Raw genomic sequence first — 21,099 nt, 5'->3', positions numbered from 1 at the left:
TGGGGAGCAGATATGGCTAAAGATGATATGTTCGTCATTATGTATAAGATTCTTGCCTACTTGTACGAATGTATGAAACGGGGGAAGAAGGCAAACCCTGAGAACATTTCGTGGGATAGCGAGATGTTTTCCATTCCAGAAGAGTATTGGAAGAAGATCTTGGTAGAACTCATTGAAAACGGATATATCAAAGACGTCTATGTCGTTAATTCGATCGGATCGCGTAGCGGAATCAAATTCGGAACGGATCCAAGCGTCACGATGGCTGGCGTCCAGTTCTTAGAAGAGAATTCCATGATGGCGAAAGCGAAAAGCGTACTCGGCTCATCGTTCCAGACGGTTCTCTCCAGGCTGATTGGTCTGCTGTAAATTGCATATCGTTTATAAACCGGCCTTCGGGTCGGTTTTTTAGTGCTGCCAGCATTGCACGCTGGTGGCACTTTTTATTGCCTCGGGCACGGCGAATAAACTGCCTGACGTTAAGCCCATGACAAGGCTGATAAAACAGTCATGCGCAATCCGCGCGATTAAAACGGAGGTATGAATATGAAACTGGAACAGCTACTCGGCGAAGACCTGTATAAGCAGGTAGCCGCCAAGATCGACGAGGTCAACAAGGACAAGGAACCCGTCGACAAAGTGAGGTTCGTTGATCTCTCTGAAGGCGCGTATGTGTCGAAAGACAAATACCAGCGGCTGGAGTCTGAGAAGACTACATTGCAGGAGCAGTACGACGCACAGGCGACCACGCTGAAAGACCTGAAGAAGAACAACGCAGAGAACGAAGAACTGCAGCAGCAGATCAGCAAGCTCAATGACGACCTGAAAGCCTCGCAGAAGAAAGGACTGGACCTCCAGAGGGAGTACAGCCTTAAGGAGGCGATTTCAAAGGAAGGATGCGTTGATCCGGACTATCTGATCTATAAAGCTGGCGGTCTTGATGGATTCACGTTCGATAAAGATGGGAACCCGGTAGGCGTCAGCGAAATGATCGGAAAGTACAAAGAAGACAAGAGCATGGCTCATCTGTTTGCGAAGGCGGCAGACCCTTACAAGCCGCAGGGCGGCGATGGGGCGAGTGCGGTCAATCCGTTCGCAAAAGAGACATTCAACCTCACGAAACAGTCAGAGCTGTTCCGCGACAACCCGGAGCAGGCTCGAGCACTTGCGGCCGATGCCGGGGTAAAGCTTTAAGGAGGTAAAACACAATGGCAGGAACTACACTTGCTGAAATCATCCAGCCTGAGATCTGGGTGCCTTATGTAATTAGACTGACAGCGGAAAAGTCCGCACTGGTTAGAAGCGGGATCATCCAGAACGATACGCAGTTCGACAGCCTGGCTTCCCAGGCGGGTCCGGTCGTCAATATGCCGTTCTGGTCGGATCTGTCCGGCGAGTCCGAAGCAGTCAAAGAAGGAAAGGACCTGACAGCAGACGGAATCAAAGCGAAGAAGGATGTCGCGGCCATCATCAGAAGAGCGAAGATGTGGAGCTCCACTGACCTGGCTGCAGCGATGTCCGGTTCTGATCCGTCCGCGGCTATCGCCTCCCTCGTTGCTGACTTCTGGGCGAGAGACATGCAGCATGAACTGATTGCATTGCTTAATGGTATCTTCGGCACATCCGAAACTGTTACAACGGCTCCGGGTGCAGAGAACCAGCTGGATATTTCCGGCGGCACAGGCAATGCAGCGAAATTCTCCGCTTCTGCGTTTATCGATGCTGAGCAGCTGCTGGGCGATAATAAGACCACTCTGTCGGCAGTCGTAATGCACTCCGCTACAGAAGCTGCACTGAAGAAGCAGAACCTGATCGAGACGATTCAGCCGTCCAACGACGTCGGCTTCGGCGTTTACCAGGGCAAGAGAGTCATTGTTGATGATGGCTGCCCGGTAGACACAAGCAAGGGAGTTTACACGACGTACCTGTTCGGATCCGGCGCAGTTGCACTGGGCAATGGTTCCCCGGTCGGCTTCGTTCCGGCAGAAACGGACAGAGACAAGAAGAAGGGCTCCGGCGTTGACTTCCTGATCAACAGAAAGCAGTACATCATGCACGTCCGCGGCATGGCGTTCCAGAACGTGAATACAGAGTCCGAAGGTCCGACGAGAGTTCAGCTGGCAGACCCGGCTAACTACAAGGCCGTGTATGACCATAAGCTGATCAGAGTCGTATCTTTCAAGCATAAGCTGTAAGGAGGCACTATGGCCGAACTGGAAGATGTGAAAACTCTACTCGGGATTACCGATGACACAAAAGATGATCTGATCCAGTTTGCCCTTTATGACGCAGCGGAGATCATCCGGAGCTATTGCAACATTAGCGTTGTCCCGGATGATCTCGATAGTACGTTGATCCGTATGGCGATTGAGATTTTTCGGAGTGAACAGATCGGCACAGAAAAGCCCACTGGATCGGTGATGTCTATTCACGAGGGGGACACGCAGATCACTTATGGCGCCCAGTATGACGCTGCATACAAGGAATCTCTGCTAAAGAACCATGCAAAAATCCTAAATCGCTTTCGAAGGGTGGTGTTTCGATGAGTGGATCCGACGCTCTCATGATGCTTTGGGCGGACAGAATGACGGTAAGCGTCATGGAATCGTATAAACGGGGAAATGGCTCAACGGGTCAAAAACCTGTCGTAAAGATCAAAAATGCGCCGTGCAGGCTGTCGTTTTCAAATCTCTCCGTAACAGATGCCACAAAGGACGTGGCGCAGATTGTCCAAAGCGCGAAATTGTTCTGCGCTGCAGAGTTTGACATCCCCGCCGGATCTCAGATAGAAGTATCGCATGCTGGTAGGAATTTTGTCTTCAAACGGTCCGGTGCGCCAGGGGTCTACCCAATCACCAACCATCAGGAGATCCCACTGGTCCCGACAGAGAGGTGGGCGTAATGACCGTAGAGTTGGAGGGTCTCAAGGAATTTCGAGAGTCTTTGAAGCAGCTGGAGGATGGCACGGACGAAATCGCAAGAGCTTGTGCAAAAGAGCTGGCGGCACGGATGCTTGCAAAAGCGGTCAAGCGGACTCCGGTTGGCCAGTACCCGGAATCCAGTGGGAAGCGCGGCGGGACGCTTAGAAGAGGCTGGACCGGAGGAAAGGGGGCGGCCAATGTCCTTCCATCATTGGACGTGCACTACGCATCCGGAAACTACTCGATTACCGTTGCAAATCCCGTAGAATACGCATCCTATGTGGAGTACGGCCACCGGACGAGAGGCGGGAAAAGCTGGGTCCCAGGCAGATTCATGATGACAATCTCTGCAAAGGAGGTGGAGCAAAGTGCTCCAGCGGTGTTAGAGCAGAAGCTTAGAAAGATGTTAGGTGACTATTTTGACGGAAGTAAAGGTCAGTAGTGTAATTGACGGGGTCTGCCTCGCTATAACAAACGCTTTCGAGGATGCGTACCCAGTGTACACGGATTTCGTGGAACATGGTTTTTCCCCGGGTTCCTTCTACGTGAAGATGGGTTCCTTCTCGGATGATCTGTTTCGGTGGAACAGATTTCGGCGCAGACACACCATGCTGATCCAGTATGTTTCGGACGAAACCACAGAGGCTGTTGAAGATTGTTGGAATGTAGCCAACACCCTTCGGCAGGTGCTCGAGAAGATCCGGATTGGCGAAGAATTAGTAGAGGGCTACGGGTTCTCTGCGGAAATGTATGACGGAGTGTTGACTGTGACCATTGATTATGACTGCTTCGTTGATAAACAGGAAGAAAACGATCCAGAAATGAATTCCGTAGAAACAGGGGTGAAAGCAAATGGAGAATAAACAGAAAACAGATCCGGAAATCCTCTACTCCAGAGAACAACTCTCCGCATCGAAGGCGCTGCGGAGGTATGAGGATTTCGTGATTGCGTGTATCGGCGAAGATGAGAAATTGAGCCTTTCAGCTGCGCAGGTTCGTATTGCCGAGAAGATGAAAGAAGAGGTGAAATAATGGCATTTGGTGGGGGCGTATGGGCTACGCAAAATAAAATTTTGCCCGGCGCATACATTAATTTTGTTTCTGCCGCGAATACAGACGTCAGTCTGTCCGACAGAGGGATTGCCACTATCCCGGTACTGCTGAATTGGGGGCCGAGTAATACTGTGCTCCCGGTGACGATAGACCGCTTTCGTAGAGACTGCTTTGATTTGTTTGGTTACGAAATCGATGCCGATGAGATGGTGCTGCTTCGTGAGATTTTTAGAAACGCCCAGTTGGTGTACTTCTACCGTCTGAACGGGGGCGGTGAAAAGGCTGCGAATGCTTACGGGACGGCGCGTTATGCGGGGACTCGAGGAAACGATCTGAAAGTGACAATTTCGGTCGATGTTGACGACGCACATAAATTCGATGTCACAGCATACCTGGGGGCAAAGACTGTAGATTATCAGGTCGTCAGTACCGCCACAGAACTGAAGGACAGTACCTTTATCATCTGGAAAAAGGACGCCGATCTTGCGGCTGTTGCGTCCGCTCCAATGACTGGTGGAACGAATGGTCAGCCGACAGTCGAGACGTGGAATTCGTATTTCCAGGTGATGGAGAGCTATTCGTTTAATGCGATGGGGGTCCCTACATCTGACGAAACCATAAAAAGGGCGGCGACGGCCTATGTAAAGAGAATGCGTGAAAGTATCGGGAAAAAGTTCCAGGTTATCCTGCATAAGTACGCAGGGAATTACGAAGGCGTGATTAATGTTGATAATACCTGTGCGACTGGGAATCTTTATGATGCTGTGTTCTGGGTTACAGGTGCGGAAGCTGGATGCAAGGTTAATGCCTCCTGTATGAACAAGTACTACGACGGGGAACTCGACGTAAACGTGGATTACACACAGGCAGAGTTGGAGGACGGTATTACTGCAGGGAAATTCCTGTTCCACAAGGTGGGCGATGAGACACGGGTCCTGATGGATCTTAATTCTCTGACCACTTTCACTGCGGACAAGAGCAACCTGTTCCAGGAGAATCAGACGATTAGGGTATGTGACCAGATTGCGACAGATATTGCCGTACTTTTTAACAACAAGTACCTCGGGAAAATCCCGAATGACGCAGATGGCCGCTCTGCACTCTGGGTTGACATTTGTAAGCACCATGAGGAACTGCAGCGGCAGCATGCGATTGAGGGTTTCCAGGACAAGGATGTCACGGTAGCAGCCGGCAAAGACAAGAGATCCGTTGTAGTTGAGGATAATATTATTGTGGTAAATGCCATGGCAAAGCTCTATATGGCTGTTGTAGTGGCGTAGATGGAGGTGCCTAATGCCTAACGATAACTGGGTGACCATGCTTGGCGCGGATACCGTAAATGCACACATGGCGAAGTGCTTCATCACCATTGGTGACGAACGCTATAACGCAATGAATGCCATTAATGTGTCCGCCAAGGTGGAGAAGGAGAAGAAGGAAGTGCCTATTCTCGGGCAGACGGGGAAGGGGCACAAATCCACATCCTGGAAGGGATCCGGTTCTGCCAAGTTCCATTACAATTCCAGTTTCTTCCGTAGAAAGATGCTGGAATTCATGGCGACAGGGGAAGACTTTTATTTTGATATGCAGATCATCAATGAAGACCCTACATCGAAATCTGGTCGTCAGGACATTACTTTGATCAACTGCAACTTTGACTCTGCCGTGATTGCCGCTTTCGATGCTGATAGTGACGATCCCCTTGAAGAGGAGATGGATTTTACCTTTGAGTCCGTTAAAATGGGCCAGGAATTTACCCTCCTCCCTGGGATGAGTATGTAGCATATGCGTGTGGGCGCTTCGGCGCCCCAAAGAATTAGGAGGATGAAAATGTCAGATCTGTCTCTTTTTATGCGATCTAACAAGAAAGAACGTGCAAACGCAAAGTTTGCAGTGACAAAGTCGCTTTGCGATCATGACGGGAACCCGCTCGAGTGGACCATTAGACCACTTACGACGGAGGAAAATAATGAGATCATGGACGATTGTACACGTGATGTGAAGGTCCCGGGGAAACCGAACATGTTCCGGCCCAAGCTGGACAACCAGAAATATCTGGTGCGCCTTATGTGTGCGTCCGTGGTCGAGCCGAATCTGAATGACAAGGCACTGCAGGATTCTTATGATGCAGGGGACGCATGGGAGTTGCTTACCAGAATGGTGGACAACCCCGGAGAGTTTAGCGAGTTCGGCGAATTCCTGCAGGCGTTCAACGGATTTGCGCCGCTGGAGGAGGACGTAGAAAAAGCAAAAAACTCATAAGAGAAGACGGGGAGAGCGAACTGGCATCTTACTGTCTTCTCAAGTTCAACATTCTCCCACATGAATTCTTGAATCTACCGCAGCGTGAGAAGGCGTTCGTGATTGCAGCAATAGAACTTTACGAAAAGGAATGCGAAAAACAGCAGAGGGACGCAGATAGAAAACTGAGGAAGTAGGATGGCAACAATTCAAACGACAATCAATCTTGCGGATCGAATGTCCGGCCCGATTAAAAACATCATATCCTCTGTCGATAGTATGATAACTTCCATGGATCACGCAAATGCGGCTTCGCAGAATATCATTAACACTGCGGCGCTCCGGACGGCGCATTCTGAACTTGGGCAGGCCAGGGCGCAGCTTGACGAACTGTCCGCTTCGATTGATCGGTCCCGGTCTGCGCAGGAAAATTTGAATCGGTCGTTCGCGACCGGAGGAAATGCCGCAAGCGGTCTGACTGGTAAGATGATGGGTCTTGTTTCTGCTTATGCGGGTCTACAGGGAATTAAGGCTATCGCCGGTGCGTCGGATAATCTTGCGACGATGCGTGCGCGAGTCGATCTAATGAATGACGGTGCGCAGTCGACGAACGAACTGATGCAGATGATTTATAACAGTGCACAAGATGCCCGAGGGTCTTTCGACTCCATGGGGTCTGTCGTTGCGAGGTTTGGAAACAATGCGAAAGACGCTTTTGGTTCGTCCGCCGAAGTTGTGCAGTTCGCGAGTATTATCCAAAAGCAGATGAAGATCGCCGGCGCCACGACAGAGGAAGCAGCGAATGCTGAACTGCAGCTGTCGCAGGCCCTTGGATCCGGAGTACTGCGTGGCGATGAGCTGAACTCGATTTTCGAGCAGGCCCCGAATCTGATCCAGTCCATTGCTGATTATATGAATGTTCCAATAGGACAGATTAGAAGCATGGCTGCCGAAGGGAAACTGTCTGCCGACATTGTGAAAAATGCGGTATTCGCTTCACAGGATCAAGTCAACGCCCGGTTTGCGAGGATGCCAATGACTTGGGGTGATGTGGTGACCACCACAATCAATCACATCCAAAACGCATCACAGCCGCTCCTCAATCTCATAAACGCCATTGCCAACAATTGGGACACCATTAAGCCCATAGCGATCGGAGTTGCGGGGGCAATCGGCGCCTATGCGACAGCCCTTGTAGTACTTAATACTGTGCAGGGCATTCAAAATGGACTGCAGACTATCGCCGCGGCGAGGACAGCAATGACCGCTGCAGTGCGGGGAGAAGAAGCCGAGATGACGTTCATGGAAACCGGAGCACAATACGGATATAACGCCGCACTGCTTGCCTGCCCGCTGACTTGGATTATAGCGGCTACACTTGCCGCAGCCGCGGCGGTTGTTCTTTTCGCTGGGCATATAGCCTATGCGGGAGGCGTGGCAACAACCACATTCGGAGTGATCTGTGGATGGGTTAATGTGCTCATCCGTTTTTTCATTAACTTGGGAAAGTCATTTTTTTCAATCATGGCTGCGATCGGAGGAGCCGCCGGTGCGACATCACAAAACATAAATATCGCCTTCCACAATGCGCTCGGAAGAGTTGCTTCTGAGTTCTACAGTCTGAGGGCGAATGCCTTGTCCGTCATCGCCGATATTGCCGACGGGCTAAGCAAGCTGCCATTCGTCAAGCTGGATGTTAGTGGCCTTCGGGCGGCCGCCGGTTCTTTCCGCAGCAAGGCCTCGAAAGCAAAAACCAGGAAACAATATGTTTCTATCGCAAAATCAGCTAAAGGCGCATACCTTGCGCAAGGCGGTAATGCCTTCAAGGGCGGTTGGGCGAGTGCAGCTTATGCGAATGGCGCAGCATGGGGGGACCGAAAGTGGGCGACCATCGCCCCAAATGTATCCAGCGTCAACAAAACACTTAAGCAGGGCGTGAAAAGCTTTAAGGCGGCGCCGAGCAAAGCAACGACGGCCACGAAAGGGACGAAAGGCTCGAGGACAAGTGCAAGTCGTGGGACGGGGAGCCACAAGATGAGCAGTGCTGTACAAAGTGCAGCGTCGGATCTCTCACTGATCCGGAAACTGGCGGAGAAGCGTGCTGTTGGTAAGGTTCTCAACGCAACCGTGAAGCTGGACATGAAAGGAATGAAGAACTACTTCAACAATAAGCAGGATATCGATGGATTCGTTGATGTCGTGGTCGACAAGATCACGACAGGGCTCAACGAGAAGCTGGACACTTCCGCAGAAGGGGTTGGTGCGAACTAATGTATAGGATCTACGTCGACAAAATGCTGTTCCCTGTTGCGCCGGCTACCATTGATACGACCATCAACAACCGAAATGAAAAGGTGGATCTCGCTAACGGGAGAGAAATCACCCGGATAAAATATCCGGGGCTCACCGAAATTACGATGGAATTCAGGCTCCCCAATAAGCCGCTTAATGTCGCATGGATTCAGTACGAGGACGGCTTTGTCCCTGCGCAAGAGTTTTTGGATAAACTCGAGAGCCTTAAGAAGAGGGATCGCCAGACGGGTTTTGATTTGACTATCATCCGGGAATTTGGAGAAAGTCGTCCTGAGGGAATGGCAACTACGATTAATTTCAAGCATGAAACAATCTCCGTGTCGCTCGAGGATTACAAGATCAAGGAAGATGCGGAGGAAGGGTTCGACTGGATCGTTGAGTGTACCTTTAAGCTGTGGCAAAAATGGGGGACAAAAACGATCAAGCTGAAAAAGCGCAACGGTAAGACGGTGAAGTTCTCCAAAGGCAAGAAGCGGAAGCGAAAGAAGCGCTACAAGAGTACGATCAAAACGAAGAAAGGCGAAACGCTGTGGCAAATTTGTAAGCGGGTTTATGGTTATGGCGACACCTGGGCTAATGTCGCAATTAAAGCAAACAAGGACGCTCTTAAGAAAGCGGCAAAGAAACTTGGGATAAAGCATTACAGCGGCGTTACTTCAGACTGGAAGTCAAAACGGCTGCCGGCAGGAATCACAATTCATCTGCCGGCGGTAACTTACAGTCCGAAAGCGAAACCTGTCACTGCAAAGGCGATCCAGAAGGACTTTACAGGCGTGTACAACAGCCTTTCCAAGTCGCAGCGCACCGTTCTCATCAATGCCTATAAGAAGAGGCACAATAGATAAGGAGGATAGATGAGTACGTTTATTTGGCCTGTTCCGTCTTCGAAAACAATCACCTCCGGCTTCGGGCCACGAAGGAGCCCGGGGGGGATCGGGTCGACTAATCACGACGGTGTGGATATCGGGTGCCCAGTAGGCACGGCTGTTATCGCTGCTCGATCCGGGAGGGTTGTCCGGTCCTGCTGGTTCGGGGGCTACGGGAATTATGTTGAGATTGATCATGGGGGCGGAGTCCACACGTTCTATGGTCACCTGAGCCGCCGGAAAGTTGGTGTAGGACAAATTGTGAGTGCGGGTCAGGTTATCGCCGCTTCCGGCAACACCGGGGCCAGTACGGGGCCGCATCTGCACTTCGGGATGCACATTAACGGTCAGAGGGTAAATCCTCTTAGCCATGTTCGATCGTCCGATACGAAGGGATCCTATACAGGGGGATCCGTAAGTAGAACGAGTCCGGCATACTCGGCTGCTGGGAAGAAAACGCCGGTAAAGAAGAACAAGCCAATCACTAAGATCAAAGTAAAGTCGGTATCAGGGAAAGTCGGGAAGCGGAAGCCCACAGCGTTGTACACGTACAAATCTGTGGAAAAGACAGGCGTTGAAGTTTTAATGCAGCACGGTGAATCGCTATTCGAGCCTGTAGTAAAAGGGCACGTCACTATTGAATGGACTCGCCGGGATTCTCCAGGGAAAATGACGATCACAGTGTTGCTCGACGGAAAACTGAAGCTTTCTCTGGGGGATGCTGTTCGGCTCCGATATAACGGGAAAAATATATTCCTCGGATTTCTGTTTCACTTCTCTCAGACTGCGGAAGGTGAAGCAAGTTTGACCTACTATGATCAGCTCCGATATTTCAAAAATAAAGATCTGCTTAAGTTGAAAAAGGGAACCTACTCTGCGGCGTTGAAGCAGATCTGTAAAAAATATGGACTAAAAACGGGGACGGTAGAAAACACCCGCTGGGTGCATCCTGCGAAGATCGTGGACGGAACAATCTTTGACGCCTTGGGGGAATATGCGGACATGACCACAGCACACACGCAGAAGTTGTATGTGCTCTATGACGAGTTCGGAAAGATCACGCTGAAATCTCTCGCTAAAATGAAATCGAACGTCTACATTGACGCAGAGCAGCTCGAAGACTTTGAGTACAATGCTTCTATCGATGATGGAACTTACACCTGCATTAAGCTGTATAAGGACGATTCCTCCAGCGGTACCCGGAAAGTGTGGGTACGCAACAACACCGCTCTACAGGCGAAGTGGGGGACGCTTGTTTATACAGAGAAAACAGATGAAAAAGGAACGAAAAATATTATGACCAGGGCGAAGATCTTATCCGGGCTATATGGAAGCGCACAGAGATCTCTGACACTCAAGGGTTGCCCGGGCGACATATCGATTCGCGGAGGATCCCTCGTCTACGTCACGCTTAAATTAAATGATACCGAGATCGGGAAAGGCGGGAAGAAAAAACATGCCGGAATGATGGTGGTGGAATCGGTCACGCATAATTTCGAAGGCGCAATCCACACGATGGATCTCAAGGTTATCGGAGGGAAGTTTAATGCATGACATGAATGACTTGTATCGTGCGGTCAAACGAGCTGGAAAGATGGCGGCCGAATCCGGCCGGCCGGCAGATATTGTGTACGGAAAGATCAAGTCTTTAGCTCCACTGAAGATCCAGTGGGGCACACTGGTTTTAGACAAAGATTTTCTGGTCCCCACAGCTCGATTTTTGTACGATACAGAAGAGCATCAACTTGCAGTGAAGGATAATCAGTACGGCGGGTATGTCTTGGTTCCGAAAAAAATTAAGGTTGGTGACAAAGTTGTCATGCTTGTGAAGCCTGGCGGCCAGGAGTTCCTTGTGATAGATAAGGTGGTGAAACAATGACACCTGTTTATAATGAAATCCTAACGGATGATATTGATGACGACACATTAGATACAGATTCCGACTCCACCCAGCCGGGACTTACCTGGCTTCTCGATCCGGATACAGAAACCATATCATCGAAGATGATTGATGATCTTGACGCCGTAAAGCAGGCTGTTTGGGTCATGCTGCAGACGATGCGTGGGGAGCATGAGATCTATTCAGATGATTTTGGGACGGAGATATATGATCTGATCGGGGATCCAATCCCCCTCGCTTATGCAGAGATCGAAGACGATATCCGAGACACTCTGCTGGAGGATGATCGGATTTCCGATGTTACAGATTTTGAACTTTACAAAGATCGCATCAGTCTCTTAGTGACGTTTAGGGTGGTCACCAATATTAATGGCGGAGAAGAGTTTGAAAGCGGGGTGAGAATGAATGGCGAATCTGATTGACAGCATCGGTGATTCTGAAGTTGTAGCAGGATCGACGGACCTTTCGATGGACGAGACATTCGAATTTATTCTTAATCGGATGCTGGAAAACGTCCCTGATGAAGATGAGGGAGGACTTCCGATTGATAAGCGTGAGGGATCTGTAATCTATAATGCCCTGGCGCCTGTGGCCATTGAGCTGACGAATCTCTACGACTACCTCAGAATTCTGGAGAATGACTGCTTTGCTGATACTGCAGGGCTGGAAGCTCTGACACGCATTGCAATGGAAAGAGGGGTAGCTTATAGGGATGCCACAAAGGCCATCTTAAAAATTAAGGCTGCGCCGACCACGGTTAACCTCATCGGATGTAGATTCATGATTGCAGACACGGACCTTGCCTTTGATGTGAACGCAAAAGTTGAGGGGACTGCAGATCTGTGGCTTGCAGAGTGCGAAACTTCTGGGAGCGCTGGTAATGTAACGGAGGGCGACCTGGTCCTCGATGAGGTTGGTGAAGAATCCGTTGTGGACGATTTAGAATCCGTATCTATCTCTGGGATCCAGACGATGGCCTATGACGCTGAAGATGTGGAGTCCTTCCGGACACGGTACTTCGAATCGATCAAAGCAAGCCGCTTTGGAGGGAATATAGCGGATTATAAAGAATTCTGCTTGGCGCAAACCGATGTTGGCGGAGTGAAGGTCACACCGCACTGGAATGGTGGGGGAACTGTTAAAGTGGTCTTCATCGACCGCAGCTATGCGAAGCCGACTGCAGAAATGGTTAACGCCCTGCAAACTGCGATCGATCCGGTGGAGAACTCCGGACTTGGATATGGGATGGCACCGGTTGGGCATCGAGTTACTGTGGAAGCCGCCGAGGAAGTTGCGATAAACGTGACAGCAAAGATCACCTATCTGAGAGGGTATGATTTTGACCGTGTAAAAACGGATCTTCAGAATCAGATCGGCATTTATCTGCTATCTCTAAGGGAGAATTGGGAAGCCGGCGATATCATTGTACGTAAAAGCGGAATCGAAAATGCCTTGCTCTCAGTTGATGGCATCGCTGACTGCTCCATTAGCTCACTGAACGGAGGGACAGATAATATCGTGCTTTCGCTGAATCAGATACCCGTTTTCGGGGTGATAACAGAAGGGAGAGCCGGCTAATGAAATTGATTGATTATCTCCCGGAGTTTTTGCGCAGATATCGAGAGTATCGATATATTTTTGACTATGGAGACCAACCGGAAATTACTCGAGTGGAATCGTCAGCGGAGGACCTCTACAACAATATGTTTGTGCTATCCGCAGATGAAGCGGGAATCCGGCGTTATGAGAAAATGCTGCACATCAGCCCCGCAGTGGGGGCAGAGATCGAGGAAAGACGGTTTACAATTCTCGCGATCCTTAACACGCAGCTGCCTTACTCCGAGCGAAAACTGCAAGAGATCCTCATTAATTTATGCGGATCGGCGGGCTTTGTACTCAAGGTAGACCCAGGGAAATACTCGGTCAACGTCAAGGTTGCTCTGAAGAGCAAAAACATGCTGGGCACTGTGTCCGACACGTTAAGAGAGATCCTTCCCGCAAATCTTGTCTGCGGTGTGGAACTTGCTTACAACCAGTGGGGACTGTATGATCCAAAAACCTGGGGAAGCCTCTCAGATATAACCTGGGCTGACATGAAAGAAACGGACTGGACGAAGGGAGCATAGGGTGAAAACAACATCAAATTATGGTCTGAAAAAGCCCGAAAAAACCGACTTTGCGTTGATTGAGGATTTGAACGCCAATGCAGACATCATCGATGCCAAACTTAAAGAACTTGAATCCTCTAACAAGAGCATTAAGAGAATCACAGATTTACGCGTTGCGAGCACCGCTTGGGAAGACGACACCAGTGTGCCTGGATATGCTGCTCGGACGGATATCCCTGTGGAGGGTATTGATGGCGATTGGATGTGTTTCGAAGGAAGGACTTCCGATCCATCGAGAGTTGATCTCTACCAGGAAGTTGATACAATGAACAATGCCTTGCGGATTTGGATCAAGACAAAACCAGATCACGAAATCGTTTTTGAGTCATTTAGTTTCGTGAAAATTAATTAGTGGCTTCGGGATCCCGAAGTCATTTTTTCTTGCGGAGAGAGGAGGAACGATGCGATCTTCGGTTTTCAACTATAACGATGGCGCCGGGGTATATGTGGGGGCCACTGCTCCGAGCAATAAAAGGATGCTCTGGATCGATACCAGAAATGGTGGAATCGCTAAGTATTTCGACGAGATAAAATCCGCCTGGACAGTGGTGAAATCAGTATGGGGGTAATTGATCTGTGAGCATGAAATCTGCGGACAACGTAATCAAGCGTGGGAGCACGAACAGGAATATTTTCAAGCTGCCGGCTGAAATATCTCTTGAAGATGTGAAGATCCTTGTGTTGTTTTACCAGAATCGAGCAATGGTTGTGCGGAAGGAAACTGAGGATGTCACCATCAGCACTGACGACCATACAATCAGCACAGAACTGTCCGAGTCGGATACGCTGAAATTTGTCGCCGGAACGGCAGAACTTGAGGTTTGCATCAAGTATCCGTCAGGCCACACTTTGAGATCCCACATTTATCGAGTGATGATTGAGGAAACGCTGCTCAACCAGGAGGTGTGAATGGATGCATGAAAAAGATTTGGCGAGATTTGAATTGGATGAAATATCGTGTACTCATGCGTTTGACTTGAAGGAGTTTAACACGAAAGGGTCATACGATCTGTCCAGGAGTAACCTGATGGTGGTTGATCGGACACTCGCCGATTACAACCACCTAGAGAATCTGCCACAGATCGAATCAGTGGAACTTCGGGGCAATCGAAGAATTGAAGAGTTTGGTATGACAAAGGCCCAGAACACAGACATTCTGAGCCTTTTTAAGTAGAAAGGGAAAACACATGTCGGCATTCGAGAAAATCTTGGATTTCCAGGAGTTGGCCTTATACGACTCATTGATTAAGCAGTTCATCACAACGCAGCTTGCCGGATATGTAAAGGCGGAGAAGGGCAAGGAGCTTTCCGCAAACGATTTAACGGATGATTTGCTTGCGAAGTTGAACAGTGTTACCAACAAGCTTGATGTTAGTGGTGACGGGTCCGGTGTGACCATTTCGCCCACGGGCGCAACCACGAGGATGAATCTTTCTCCAGGAAGCTCCCTGGCTGTGATCGTTGGGCAATTGATGAAATGGTATACAGATTTATCTTCCGTAGCGTGGAGTGGGAACTACACGGATCTGAAGGGCACCCCGACCATTCCGAGAGACAACAAAGATTTAGCCAATGGCGCAGGATACCAGACGGCTGCCGATGTTGCCGCAGCGATCCAGGCGGCCATCGCAGGAGAGTATGTGACGGTAGACGTTCTCCCGGACACCGGAGAGACCGGAAAAATCTATCTCGTGCCGAACGGTGGAGCCGCTCCCAATGTGAAAAATGAATATATTTGGCTTACCGAGTTGAATAGTTTTGAAATGATCGGGACCACACAGGTAGACCTGTCTGGGTATCTGAAGACGGAAGAGGTTACCCTGGCAACAAACGACGATATCAACGGCCTGTTTGCATAGGTGGTGATCTGATTGGCAATTACAAAGCTGATTAATATAGACACCTTAAAAACGGCGGTAGATAAGTTGAAAACATTGATAGCAGGTAAAGCAAATCACACCGTACACAAAGACATCAACGTGATTGGAACTACTAAGTCTACTGAATCGATTGGTGATGAACAGTTAGTGTTTCCAAAAGGAGCTATCTTCTCCGGGACTGCATTAAGCGCTGGACTTACCACCAGAGGAATATGCGGGGTTACTTCTCCTGATGAAAACGGAGGATGTGAAAAGGAAAGTGTTTACATCAACTTTGACGGCGACACTGAGTACAGATACCAAAGACAGCTGGTTTTACAGGCAGGGTCGCCGGGCGCGCATTATGGATACAACCTCTATCAGTACGCCGCCGCTCGTGGCGATGCAGTCAAGGGATATGTGGACAATGCCACCGTTGCTGCGGCGAAAAAAGCAACTAATGACTCTGAAGGTAATGCAATCAACACGACTTACAGAAAGGCCGCTGAATCCTACACAAAAGCAGAGGTTGATGCAGCAGTAAGTGGCAAAGTCAGCAAATCCGGCGATACAATGACCGGAAAACTTACAGCTCCCAAAATTGAAACCGGAACTGATGAGGCAAATTACTTTCAATCAAAGAAATTCCGTGGCGAAGGAGATGCCTCCACATATTACCATGCCATTGATTTTGGATATTCTGGACATAATCAAGTAGACCTCTATGAATGGGGTGGAACGTGGAATTTTTATCAAAATCAAAGTGGAAAGAAAGGCGGCTCACTTGTAGCATCAATCCAGCCTGACGGGGTGCATGCTACGCTGAAGGGCAATGCCGACACTGCTACCAAAGCTACTCAGGATGCTAAAGGCAATGTCATTGATGAAACATACATAAAAGCCACAGACGCCTACACTAAATCAGAGACCGACGAAAAGCTGAGCGGGAAAACTGATAAAGCTACAACTCTTGCTGGGTATGGGATTGGTAACGCCTATACAAAAGAAGAGACGGATGCTAAGAATGCGTTGAAAGCAGACAAAGCAACAACGCTCTCCGGTTATGGTATTACTGATGCATACCGCAAAGAGGATGTATACACAAAAACCGAAGTTAACGAGATGATCGGCGGAGCCGGAGGTGTCATCGTATCCGCAGAAGCTCCATCAAAAACTAACGTGCTGTGGATAGATACGGGCAACGGCGGCATCGCAAAATATTATGATACAAGTAGTAAGGCTTGGACGACAGTCAAGTCTGTCTGGGGGTGATTTAACTGAGTGATTTTACGGCGGAATCTATGAACAACCTTAAAACTCTAACGAAATCAGAAATGAGCCGGCGTAAAGGGTATGGCAGCCTGGAAGAATACGCCGGCTCAAACTATGATTTTGCTACATCACCTGTAAAGGACGGGGTTATCCTTGCAGATCAGGGAGACAAGACCGTAAATCTCCTGCTTATGATTAAGGACATTACCGGAGTGGACAAGACGCAAGCAGGTAAGATCCTGCCAAATCCGGAAAGTATCCTTAATGCGGTAAACAGCTATGCGTCAGAAACGATGGAGGGCGAAACATCCTCATGCAGAGGGGCTTGCACGGGGCTGTGCGCCGGAAGTTGCATTGGCGGGTGCAATGGTTGCAGTGGTAAGTGTGACTCGGGATGCCAGGGGTGCACGGCAAGTTGTGGCTCTGGTTGTGCCGGGTCAACTATGAGTGCTTAAAAGGAGGTGATGGCGATGGCGTCAAGCTGTCCGTGTGTAGGCAAATGCTCCGGCTGTACCGGATGCGGAAATAATTGCCAAAAGAATTGTGGGAGTGGTTGCACTGGTGGATGTGATGGTGGATGCTATGGAGATTGTGAAGGAACATGTAAGGCGCACTGCGCTGCTAATGGTTGTACCGGGGTGTGCAGTGGATGTACGGGCTGCGGTCACTGTGATACGGGGTGCTCTACTGAATGTACGGGATGTACCGGGGGTTGTCAGAGCAATTGTTCTTTGTGTTCAGCGACGTGTACCGGTGATTGCACGATGACATGCACCGCCGCCTGTAAAACTGGTTGTGGAGATTGCTCCGGGTGCACGGGCACATGCACTGGATGTCAGGCGTGCAGCGGGTGTTCTGGTTGCTCAACCGGGTGTGGCGGTGGTTGCAATACGGGATGCTCGGGATCGTGTAAGTTATCATGCAGCGGAAACTGCTCATCAACGTGTTTTAACGCCTGTACTGGAGAAAGTACCGCAGTCATGGCAAGTAAATTAACTACAACTACTAAGTAGAGAAAGAGGTAAATGTATGAAGATTGTGCTGAAGGATGGAACCACATACGCTATCGCTAAGTTCCGTGAAGGGTATTCCACTGAAATTGATGGGTCGAAGAAGCTTTATGCCATCATTTCATTGACCGATGATGTGAGTGTATCGAATCTGATTTCGACGTTTACGGAGGAGAATGTTGCCGATTTTACAATCAGCACTGACGACGCTAAGACTGCGAAGAAGTATGGCTATGGCAAGGTTGCAGACATCTACAGCAACATGACGGATTATTCCCATGTGACAGAAGTCAGACTGGAAGAACCGTCCAAGCAGGCATAAAGGAGGAAAGATGAAGCAGTATTTGAGAGATATCCCCGAGGACGTTGTTAACACCATCGAGAAGGCAAATTACGAGTACGAAACGTTGAAGGACAATGTGGCTTTCCTTCTTGACCAGCATCAGAATGACCCGGATTTCCTGGCAAGCGATATTTTCAATCGCTACCAGAACGCAGAAATCACAGCGAAGATGCAGTATGAACGGTTGAAGAAGGAGTTTGAGAAGAAGTTCGTCCCGAAGGAGTTTTCGGGGCATCAGATTAGTTGGTCGCTGGAATACAACACGAAGGTGCTTACTATTACGAAGATGTGCGATTGCGAGGTGGAGCTGTGCGGAGACACGTTGAACAATTTCAGGATCGCTTAGCACGGCTCTATCCGGAGCTGATGCGGAGCAAGACGGAGACAATTAACGGTAAGCCGATTCATGCGCTTTCCATGCCTGTAACGTTCCAGGTGACGGATGCTTGTAACCTGTGCTGCTCCTACTGTTATCAGATCAACAAAGGCCACCGGGTAATGAGCCTGGAAACTGCGAAAAAGTCCATCGACCTGATCATGTCCGGCGAAAAAGGTTTCCACGAGTACATTAACCCGGAGAAGTCCCCGGGAATTATTCTGGAATTTATCGGCGGGGAACCGTTTCTCCAGGTAGATTTAATTGACCAGATTATCGACTATTTCCGGGAGAAGGCGGTGGAGAACTACAGCCAGTGGGCGAACCTGTTTATGGTGAGCATCTGTAGCAATGGAACGTTGTATAAAGACCCGAAGGTACAGCAGTTTCTGAAGAAACATAGACAGCATCTTAGTTTCTCTGTCACGCTGGACGGAAATAAAGAGTTGCACGACAGTTGCAGAGTGTTCCCGGACGGCTCCGGGAGTTATGACCTGGCTTATTCCGCTATCAAGGACTGGATGAGCAAGGGCTACTACATGGGCAGTAAAATCACGCTTGCCCCGGCCAATGTGTCCCACACCTTCGATGCTTCGAAACACATGTTCGAAATGGGGTACGACGAAATCAACATCAACTGCGTGTACGAAGAGGGATGGACGCTCGACCATGCGAAAATCCTGTACGAACAGCTGAAGATGGTGGCTGATTATATGCTGGAAAACGACTACGAGGACTACTATTACGCCATGTTCGACGAAGCGTTTTTCAAACCAAAGGACCCGGAGGATGTGCAGAACTGGTGCGGTGGTGATGCATCCATGCTTGCGATTGACCCGGACGGAAAACTTTATCCGTGCCTGAGGTACATGGAGTCCTCCCTCGGCGGACAGCAGGAGCCGATGGTGATTGGTGACGTGGACAACGGAATGATGATGAGACCAGAAGAGCGGAAGCGTGTAGAATGTCTCCGGTGCATCACACGGCGCACACAGTCCACGGATGAGTGCTTTAACTGCCCGATTGCAGAAGGTTGCTCATGGTGCTCTGCTTATAACTATCAGACCTACGGGACGGCGGACCACCGGGCGACATTTATCTGCCCGATGCACAAGGCACGGAGTTTAGCTAACGTGTATTTCTGGAATTTGTATTATCGTAAGCACGGAGAGGATAAGCATTTTGAAATGCACTGCCCTGAGGAATGGGCCGCGCCGATCATTGGAGAAGAAGAATACAACATGCTACTGGAATTGTCCGGAGGGAATTAAATGCATACGCAGATTATCATTACACCCGCAACGATATTCCAGTGGTTGATGATCATCGCCGGAGGAATCATCACGATAGGCGGGGCGATTAAGGTTGTTGTCGGATGGTGGAAATCACTCCATGCGCCTGACGCAAAGAGGGACACGCAGTTGAGCAAGTTAAGAGCAGATGTAGAAAAAACACAGGAAAAACTGGAGGATCATGACGTGGCTCTGCGGGAGCAGGGCCATGCGATTGATCTGAGCATGAAGGGGATGCTGGCGCTACTCGACCATGCCCTAAATGGGAACAACATCACGCAAATGGAAGACACGAAGGAAGAAATCCGGGATTATCTCCTGGATCGTAAACTCAAAGGGAGGGAATAGGATTTGAAAGAAAGAAAATGGATTGAAGCAGCCGGAATCCGTGCAATGAAGACATTGGCACAGACTGCAGTAGCCACGATTGGAACAGCGGCAGTACTGGAAGCGGTAGACTGGAGGATGGTGCTGTCGGCGTCAGTGCTGTCGGCAATTTTGAGCCTTCTGACGAGCATCGCCGGACTGCCGGAGGTCCAGCCGAATGACAGGGACGACATCGAGCTCAAAGCGGATGACGTCACACCGGAAATGGAGCGGAAAGCCGCAGAGATCGCGGCGCAGGCTGACGACGAGGGAGAGTTGAAAGAGGGTGCGAAAAATGAGTAAGTTGGTAGCGCTTAACTGCGGCCACGGCACTACGACCAATGGCGTGTGGGACCCAGGCTGCACTTATAAGGGAAAGTCGGAGGCGGCTCTTATGCTGCCGATCACCAAGGCCGCAGTCAAGTATCTTCGTGGCTCCGGGGTGCAGGTCCAGACGGATGCGTTTTCTGGTAACAATAGAAACATGGTCAGTGATGTCCTTCTTGCCAACAGGACCGGGGCAGACATCTATGTGTCTGTCCATTGTGATTACTACCCCGCACCAGCGGGCATCCTGCCCCTGTATCTCTCCGGCTCCGGAAAAAAGATGGCAAAGAAGATGGCGAAATGGGTCAAGAAATATACAGGATGTAAATCTCGGGGTCTCGCTAAGAGACCGGACCTCTACGAGCTTAAGGACAGTGATGGTGTTGCCTGCATCTTCGAGTGCGGCAGCATCCGGGCGGACCTGAAGAGTTTTGAGAAGAAGGCTGACGAATACGGCCGGGGTATTGCCCATGGAATTTGCAGTTATCTGGGCGTCAAATTCACAGGCAAGAAAAAATAAGGCGTATACGCATAAAAATTCTTTTAAATGGATAGTGCGTTTTGCCAGTTTCTGTATATATTTGACCACGAGTCAATAAAGTCTGAAAAATGGGTCGCACATCGGGTCGCACACCATAGCACACCAAAACGCACCTTTTTACAACTGAAATTAGCGGTAAATGGAAATTGTAAAATAAAACAGAAACCCCGCAAAGCACTGAATTTCAATGCCTTGCGGGGTTTCAAACGTTGGTACCGCCACCGGGACTCGAACCCGAGATTCAGCCGTGA

The 21,099-nt window shown here is 49.6% G+C and carries 28 protein-coding genes; all 28 read left to right on the top strand.

From position 1 onward, the window contains the following. Positions 1-12 precede the first annotated feature (12 nt). Positions 13-369: a YjcQ family protein gene (locus BLQ24_RS06705; RefSeq protein WP_090163958.1), complete on the top strand. Its 357-nt coding sequence runs from the start codon at positions 13-15 to the stop codon at positions 367-369. Positions 370-546: 177 nt separating this feature from the next. After that, the gene (locus BLQ24_RS06700; protein ID WP_176755878.1) at positions 547-1,194 is read left to right on the top strand and encodes a phage scaffolding protein; all 648 of its coding nucleotides are present in this window, start codon (positions 547-549) and stop codon (positions 1,192-1,194) included. Positions 1,195-1,208: 14 nt separating this feature from the next. Further along, the gene (locus BLQ24_RS06695; RefSeq protein ID WP_090163954.1) at positions 1,209-2,195 is read left to right on the top strand and encodes a major capsid protein; all 987 of its coding nucleotides are present in this window, start codon (positions 1,209-1,211) and stop codon (positions 2,193-2,195) included. Positions 2,196-2,204: 9 nt separating this feature from the next. Further along, positions 2,205-2,546 carry a phage head-tail connector protein gene (locus BLQ24_RS06690; RefSeq protein WP_090163952.1) on the top strand — a complete coding sequence of 114 codons (342 nt, stop codon included), beginning with the start codon at positions 2,205-2,207 and terminating at the stop codon, positions 2,544-2,546. Positions 2,547-2,901: 355 nt separating this feature from the next. Further along, positions 2,902-3,363 carry an HK97 gp10 family phage protein gene (locus BLQ24_RS06680; protein ID WP_090163948.1) on the top strand — a complete coding sequence of 154 codons (462 nt, stop codon included), beginning with the start codon at positions 2,902-2,904 and terminating at the stop codon, positions 3,361-3,363. Continuing rightward, a complete protein-coding gene (locus tag BLQ24_RS06675) occupies positions 3,341-3,784 on the top strand; it encodes a phage tail terminator family protein (RefSeq protein WP_143004269.1) in 444 nt (147 codons plus the stop codon). The genes BLQ24_RS06680 and BLQ24_RS06675 overlap by 23 nt, the downstream gene beginning before the upstream one ends. Further along, the gene (locus BLQ24_RS06670; protein WP_090163942.1) at positions 3,774-3,953 is read left to right on the top strand and encodes a hypothetical protein; all 180 of its coding nucleotides are present in this window, start codon (positions 3,774-3,776) and stop codon (positions 3,951-3,953) included. Before BLQ24_RS06675 ends, BLQ24_RS06670 begins: the two co-directional genes overlap by 11 nt. Further along, a complete protein-coding gene (locus BLQ24_RS06665; protein ID WP_090163940.1) occupies positions 3,953-5,254 on the top strand; it encodes a phage tail sheath C-terminal domain-containing protein in 1,302 nt (433 codons plus the stop codon). The genes BLQ24_RS06670 and BLQ24_RS06665 overlap by 1 nt, the downstream gene beginning before the upstream one ends. A gap of 13 nt (positions 5,255-5,267) precedes the next feature. Then, entirely contained in the window at positions 5,268-5,756 is a 489-nt protein-coding gene (locus BLQ24_RS06660; RefSeq protein ID WP_090163938.1) for a phage tail tube protein, read from the top strand. A gap of 3 nt (positions 5,757-5,759) precedes the next feature. Then, positions 5,760-6,236, top strand: a complete 477-nt coding sequence (locus tag BLQ24_RS06655) for a phage tail assembly chaperone (protein ID WP_336433272.1) — start codon at positions 5,760-5,762, stop codon at positions 6,234-6,236. Between the two features lie 177 nt (positions 6,237-6,413). Then, complete coding sequence (locus tag BLQ24_RS06650) at positions 6,414-8,486, top strand: tape measure protein (protein WP_090163934.1); 2,073 nt, start codon at positions 6,414-6,416, stop codon at positions 8,484-8,486. Beyond that, entirely contained in the window at positions 8,486-9,373 is an 888-nt protein-coding gene (locus BLQ24_RS06645) for a hypothetical protein (RefSeq protein ID WP_090163931.1), read from the top strand. The genes BLQ24_RS06650 and BLQ24_RS06645 overlap by 1 nt, the downstream gene beginning before the upstream one ends. 9 nt (positions 9,374-9,382) lie before the next feature. Further along, positions 9,383-10,948 (top strand): M23 family metallopeptidase, encoded by a 1,566-nt coding sequence (locus tag BLQ24_RS06640; protein WP_090163929.1) that lies wholly within the window; start codon positions 9,383-9,385, stop codon positions 10,946-10,948. Continuing rightward, positions 10,941-11,273 (top strand): DUF2577 family protein, encoded by a 333-nt coding sequence (locus BLQ24_RS06635; protein ID WP_090163927.1) that lies wholly within the window; start codon positions 10,941-10,943, stop codon positions 11,271-11,273. The genes BLQ24_RS06640 and BLQ24_RS06635 overlap by 8 nt, the downstream gene beginning before the upstream one ends. Beyond that, positions 11,270-11,716: a DUF2634 domain-containing protein gene (locus BLQ24_RS06630; RefSeq protein ID WP_090163925.1), complete on the top strand. Its 447-nt coding sequence runs from the start codon at positions 11,270-11,272 to the stop codon at positions 11,714-11,716. The genes BLQ24_RS06635 and BLQ24_RS06630 overlap by 4 nt, the downstream gene beginning before the upstream one ends. Then, positions 11,700-12,872 carry a baseplate J/gp47 family protein gene (locus BLQ24_RS06625; RefSeq protein WP_090163923.1) on the top strand — a complete coding sequence of 391 codons (1,173 nt, stop codon included), beginning with the start codon at positions 11,700-11,702 and terminating at the stop codon, positions 12,870-12,872. Before BLQ24_RS06630 ends, BLQ24_RS06625 begins: the two co-directional genes overlap by 17 nt. After that, complete coding sequence (locus tag BLQ24_RS06620; RefSeq protein WP_090163921.1) at positions 12,872-13,420, top strand: putative phage tail protein; 549 nt, start codon at positions 12,872-12,874, stop codon at positions 13,418-13,420. Before BLQ24_RS06625 ends, BLQ24_RS06620 begins: the two co-directional genes overlap by 1 nt. Position 13,421: 1 nt before the next feature. After that, positions 13,422-13,814 carry a hypothetical protein gene (locus tag BLQ24_RS06615; RefSeq protein ID WP_090163919.1) on the top strand — a complete coding sequence of 131 codons (393 nt, stop codon included), beginning with the start codon at positions 13,422-13,424 and terminating at the stop codon, positions 13,812-13,814. Between the two features lie 224 nt (positions 13,815-14,038). Then, positions 14,039-14,371, top strand: a complete 333-nt coding sequence (locus BLQ24_RS06610) for a hypothetical protein (protein ID WP_176755877.1) — start codon at positions 14,039-14,041, stop codon at positions 14,369-14,371. Positions 14,372-14,375: 4 nt separating this feature from the next. Beyond that, positions 14,376-14,636 (top strand): hypothetical protein, encoded by a 261-nt coding sequence (locus tag BLQ24_RS06605; protein WP_090163916.1) that lies wholly within the window; start codon positions 14,376-14,378, stop codon positions 14,634-14,636. 13 nt (positions 14,637-14,649) lie between these two features. Then, entirely contained in the window at positions 14,650-15,321 is a 672-nt protein-coding gene (locus BLQ24_RS06600; protein ID WP_090163913.1) for a hypothetical protein, read from the top strand. 12 nt (positions 15,322-15,333) lie between these two features. Continuing rightward, positions 15,334-16,593, top strand: coding sequence for a hypothetical protein (locus BLQ24_RS10215; protein WP_090163911.1), 1,260 nt, complete (start codon positions 15,334-15,336; stop codon positions 16,591-16,593). A 1,029-nt stretch (positions 16,594-17,622) separates the two neighbouring features. Further along, positions 17,623-17,925 (top strand): hypothetical protein, encoded by a 303-nt coding sequence (locus BLQ24_RS06590; RefSeq protein ID WP_090163909.1) that lies wholly within the window; start codon positions 17,623-17,625, stop codon positions 17,923-17,925. A 10-nt stretch (positions 17,926-17,935) separates the two neighbouring features. Next, a complete protein-coding gene (locus BLQ24_RS06585) occupies positions 17,936-18,292 on the top strand; it encodes a hypothetical protein (protein WP_090163907.1) in 357 nt (118 codons plus the stop codon). 20 nt (positions 18,293-18,312) lie between these two features. Beyond that, positions 18,313-19,593 (top strand): radical SAM peptide maturase, CXXX-repeat target family, encoded by a 1,281-nt coding sequence (locus BLQ24_RS06580; RefSeq protein WP_090163905.1) that lies wholly within the window; start codon positions 18,313-18,315, stop codon positions 19,591-19,593. Then, positions 19,594-19,962 (top strand): hypothetical protein, encoded by a 369-nt coding sequence (locus BLQ24_RS06575; protein WP_090163903.1) that lies wholly within the window; start codon positions 19,594-19,596, stop codon positions 19,960-19,962. It begins immediately after the preceding gene. Positions 19,963-19,965: 3 nt separating this feature from the next. After that, positions 19,966-20,283, top strand: coding sequence for a holin (locus BLQ24_RS10500; protein ID WP_336433271.1), 318 nt, complete (start codon positions 19,966-19,968; stop codon positions 20,281-20,283). Continuing rightward, positions 20,276-20,827, top strand: a complete 552-nt coding sequence (locus BLQ24_RS06565) for an N-acetylmuramoyl-L-alanine amidase family protein (RefSeq protein WP_090163901.1) — start codon at positions 20,276-20,278, stop codon at positions 20,825-20,827. Before BLQ24_RS10500 ends, BLQ24_RS06565 begins: the two co-directional genes overlap by 8 nt. The last annotated feature ends 272 nt before the right edge of the window (positions 20,828-21,099 follow it).

It is taken from the genome of Eubacterium pyruvativorans, assembly GCF_900102225.1.
In the GTDB taxonomy this organism is placed as follows: Bacteria; Bacillota; Clostridia; order Peptostreptococcales; family Anaerovoracaceae; genus Aminicella; species Aminicella pyruvativorans.
Note: the sequence above shows the minus strand (reverse complement) of the source record. Positions and strands in the feature narration are given on the sequence as shown.

Excerpts from the sequence above, each read along its gene's own strand:
- BLQ24_RS06640 (WP_090163929.1), top strand. The coding sequence starts at position 9,383 with ATGAGTACGTTTATTTGGCCTGTTCCGTCTTCGAAAACAATCACCTCC.
- BLQ24_RS06575 (WP_090163903.1), top strand. The coding sequence starts at position 19,594 with ATGCATACGCAGATTATCATTACACCCGCAACGATATTCCAGTGGTTG.
- BLQ24_RS06585 (WP_090163907.1), top strand. The coding sequence starts at position 17,936 with ATGAAGCAGTATTTGAGAGATATCCCCGAGGACGTTGTTAACACCATC.
- BLQ24_RS06645 (WP_090163931.1), top strand. The coding sequence starts at position 8,486 with ATGTATAGGATCTACGTCGACAAAATGCTGTTCCCTGTTGCGCCGGCT.
- BLQ24_RS06650 (WP_090163934.1), top strand. The coding sequence starts at position 6,414 with ATGGCAACAATTCAAACGACAATCAATCTTGCGGATCGAATGTCCGGC.
- BLQ24_RS06660 (WP_090163938.1), top strand. The coding sequence starts at position 5,268 with ATGCCTAACGATAACTGGGTGACCATGCTTGGCGCGGATACCGTAAAT.
- BLQ24_RS06695 (WP_090163954.1), top strand. The coding sequence starts at position 1,209 with ATGGCAGGAACTACACTTGCTGAAATCATCCAGCCTGAGATCTGGGTG.
- BLQ24_RS06565 (WP_090163901.1), top strand. The coding sequence starts at position 20,276 with ATGAGTAAGTTGGTAGCGCTTAACTGCGGCCACGGCACTACGACCAAT.
- BLQ24_RS06605 (WP_090163916.1), top strand. The coding sequence starts at position 14,376 with ATGCATGAAAAAGATTTGGCGAGATTTGAATTGGATGAAATATCGTGT.
- BLQ24_RS06700 (WP_176755878.1), top strand. The coding sequence starts at position 547 with ATGAAACTGGAACAGCTACTCGGCGAAGACCTGTATAAGCAGGTAGCC.
- BLQ24_RS06670 (WP_090163942.1), top strand. The coding sequence starts at position 3,774 with ATGGAGAATAAACAGAAAACAGATCCGGAAATCCTCTACTCCAGAGAA.
- BLQ24_RS06590 (WP_090163909.1), top strand. The coding sequence starts at position 17,623 with ATGAAGATTGTGCTGAAGGATGGAACCACATACGCTATCGCTAAGTTC.
- BLQ24_RS06665 (WP_090163940.1), top strand. The coding sequence starts at position 3,953 with ATGGCATTTGGTGGGGGCGTATGGGCTACGCAAAATAAAATTTTGCCC.
- BLQ24_RS06655 (WP_336433272.1), top strand. The coding sequence starts at position 5,760 with ATGCGTGTGGGCGCTTCGGCGCCCCAAAGAATTAGGAGGATGAAAATG.
- BLQ24_RS06580 (WP_090163905.1), top strand. The coding sequence starts at position 18,313 with ATGCGGAGCAAGACGGAGACAATTAACGGTAAGCCGATTCATGCGCTT.
- BLQ24_RS06620 (WP_090163921.1), top strand. The coding sequence starts at position 12,872 with ATGAAATTGATTGATTATCTCCCGGAGTTTTTGCGCAGATATCGAGAG.
- BLQ24_RS06635 (WP_090163927.1), top strand. The coding sequence starts at position 10,941 with ATGCATGACATGAATGACTTGTATCGTGCGGTCAAACGAGCTGGAAAG.
- BLQ24_RS06600 (WP_090163913.1), top strand. The coding sequence starts at position 14,650 with ATGTCGGCATTCGAGAAAATCTTGGATTTCCAGGAGTTGGCCTTATAC.
- BLQ24_RS06705 (WP_090163958.1), top strand. The coding sequence starts at position 13 with ATGGCTAAAGATGATATGTTCGTCATTATGTATAAGATTCTTGCCTAC.
- BLQ24_RS06625 (WP_090163923.1), top strand. The coding sequence starts at position 11,700 with ATGGCGAATCTGATTGACAGCATCGGTGATTCTGAAGTTGTAGCAGGA.
- BLQ24_RS06630 (WP_090163925.1), top strand. The coding sequence starts at position 11,270 with ATGACACCTGTTTATAATGAAATCCTAACGGATGATATTGATGACGAC.
- BLQ24_RS06690 (WP_090163952.1), top strand. The coding sequence starts at position 2,205 with ATGGCCGAACTGGAAGATGTGAAAACTCTACTCGGGATTACCGATGAC.
- BLQ24_RS06680 (WP_090163948.1), top strand. The coding sequence starts at position 2,902 with ATGACCGTAGAGTTGGAGGGTCTCAAGGAATTTCGAGAGTCTTTGAAG.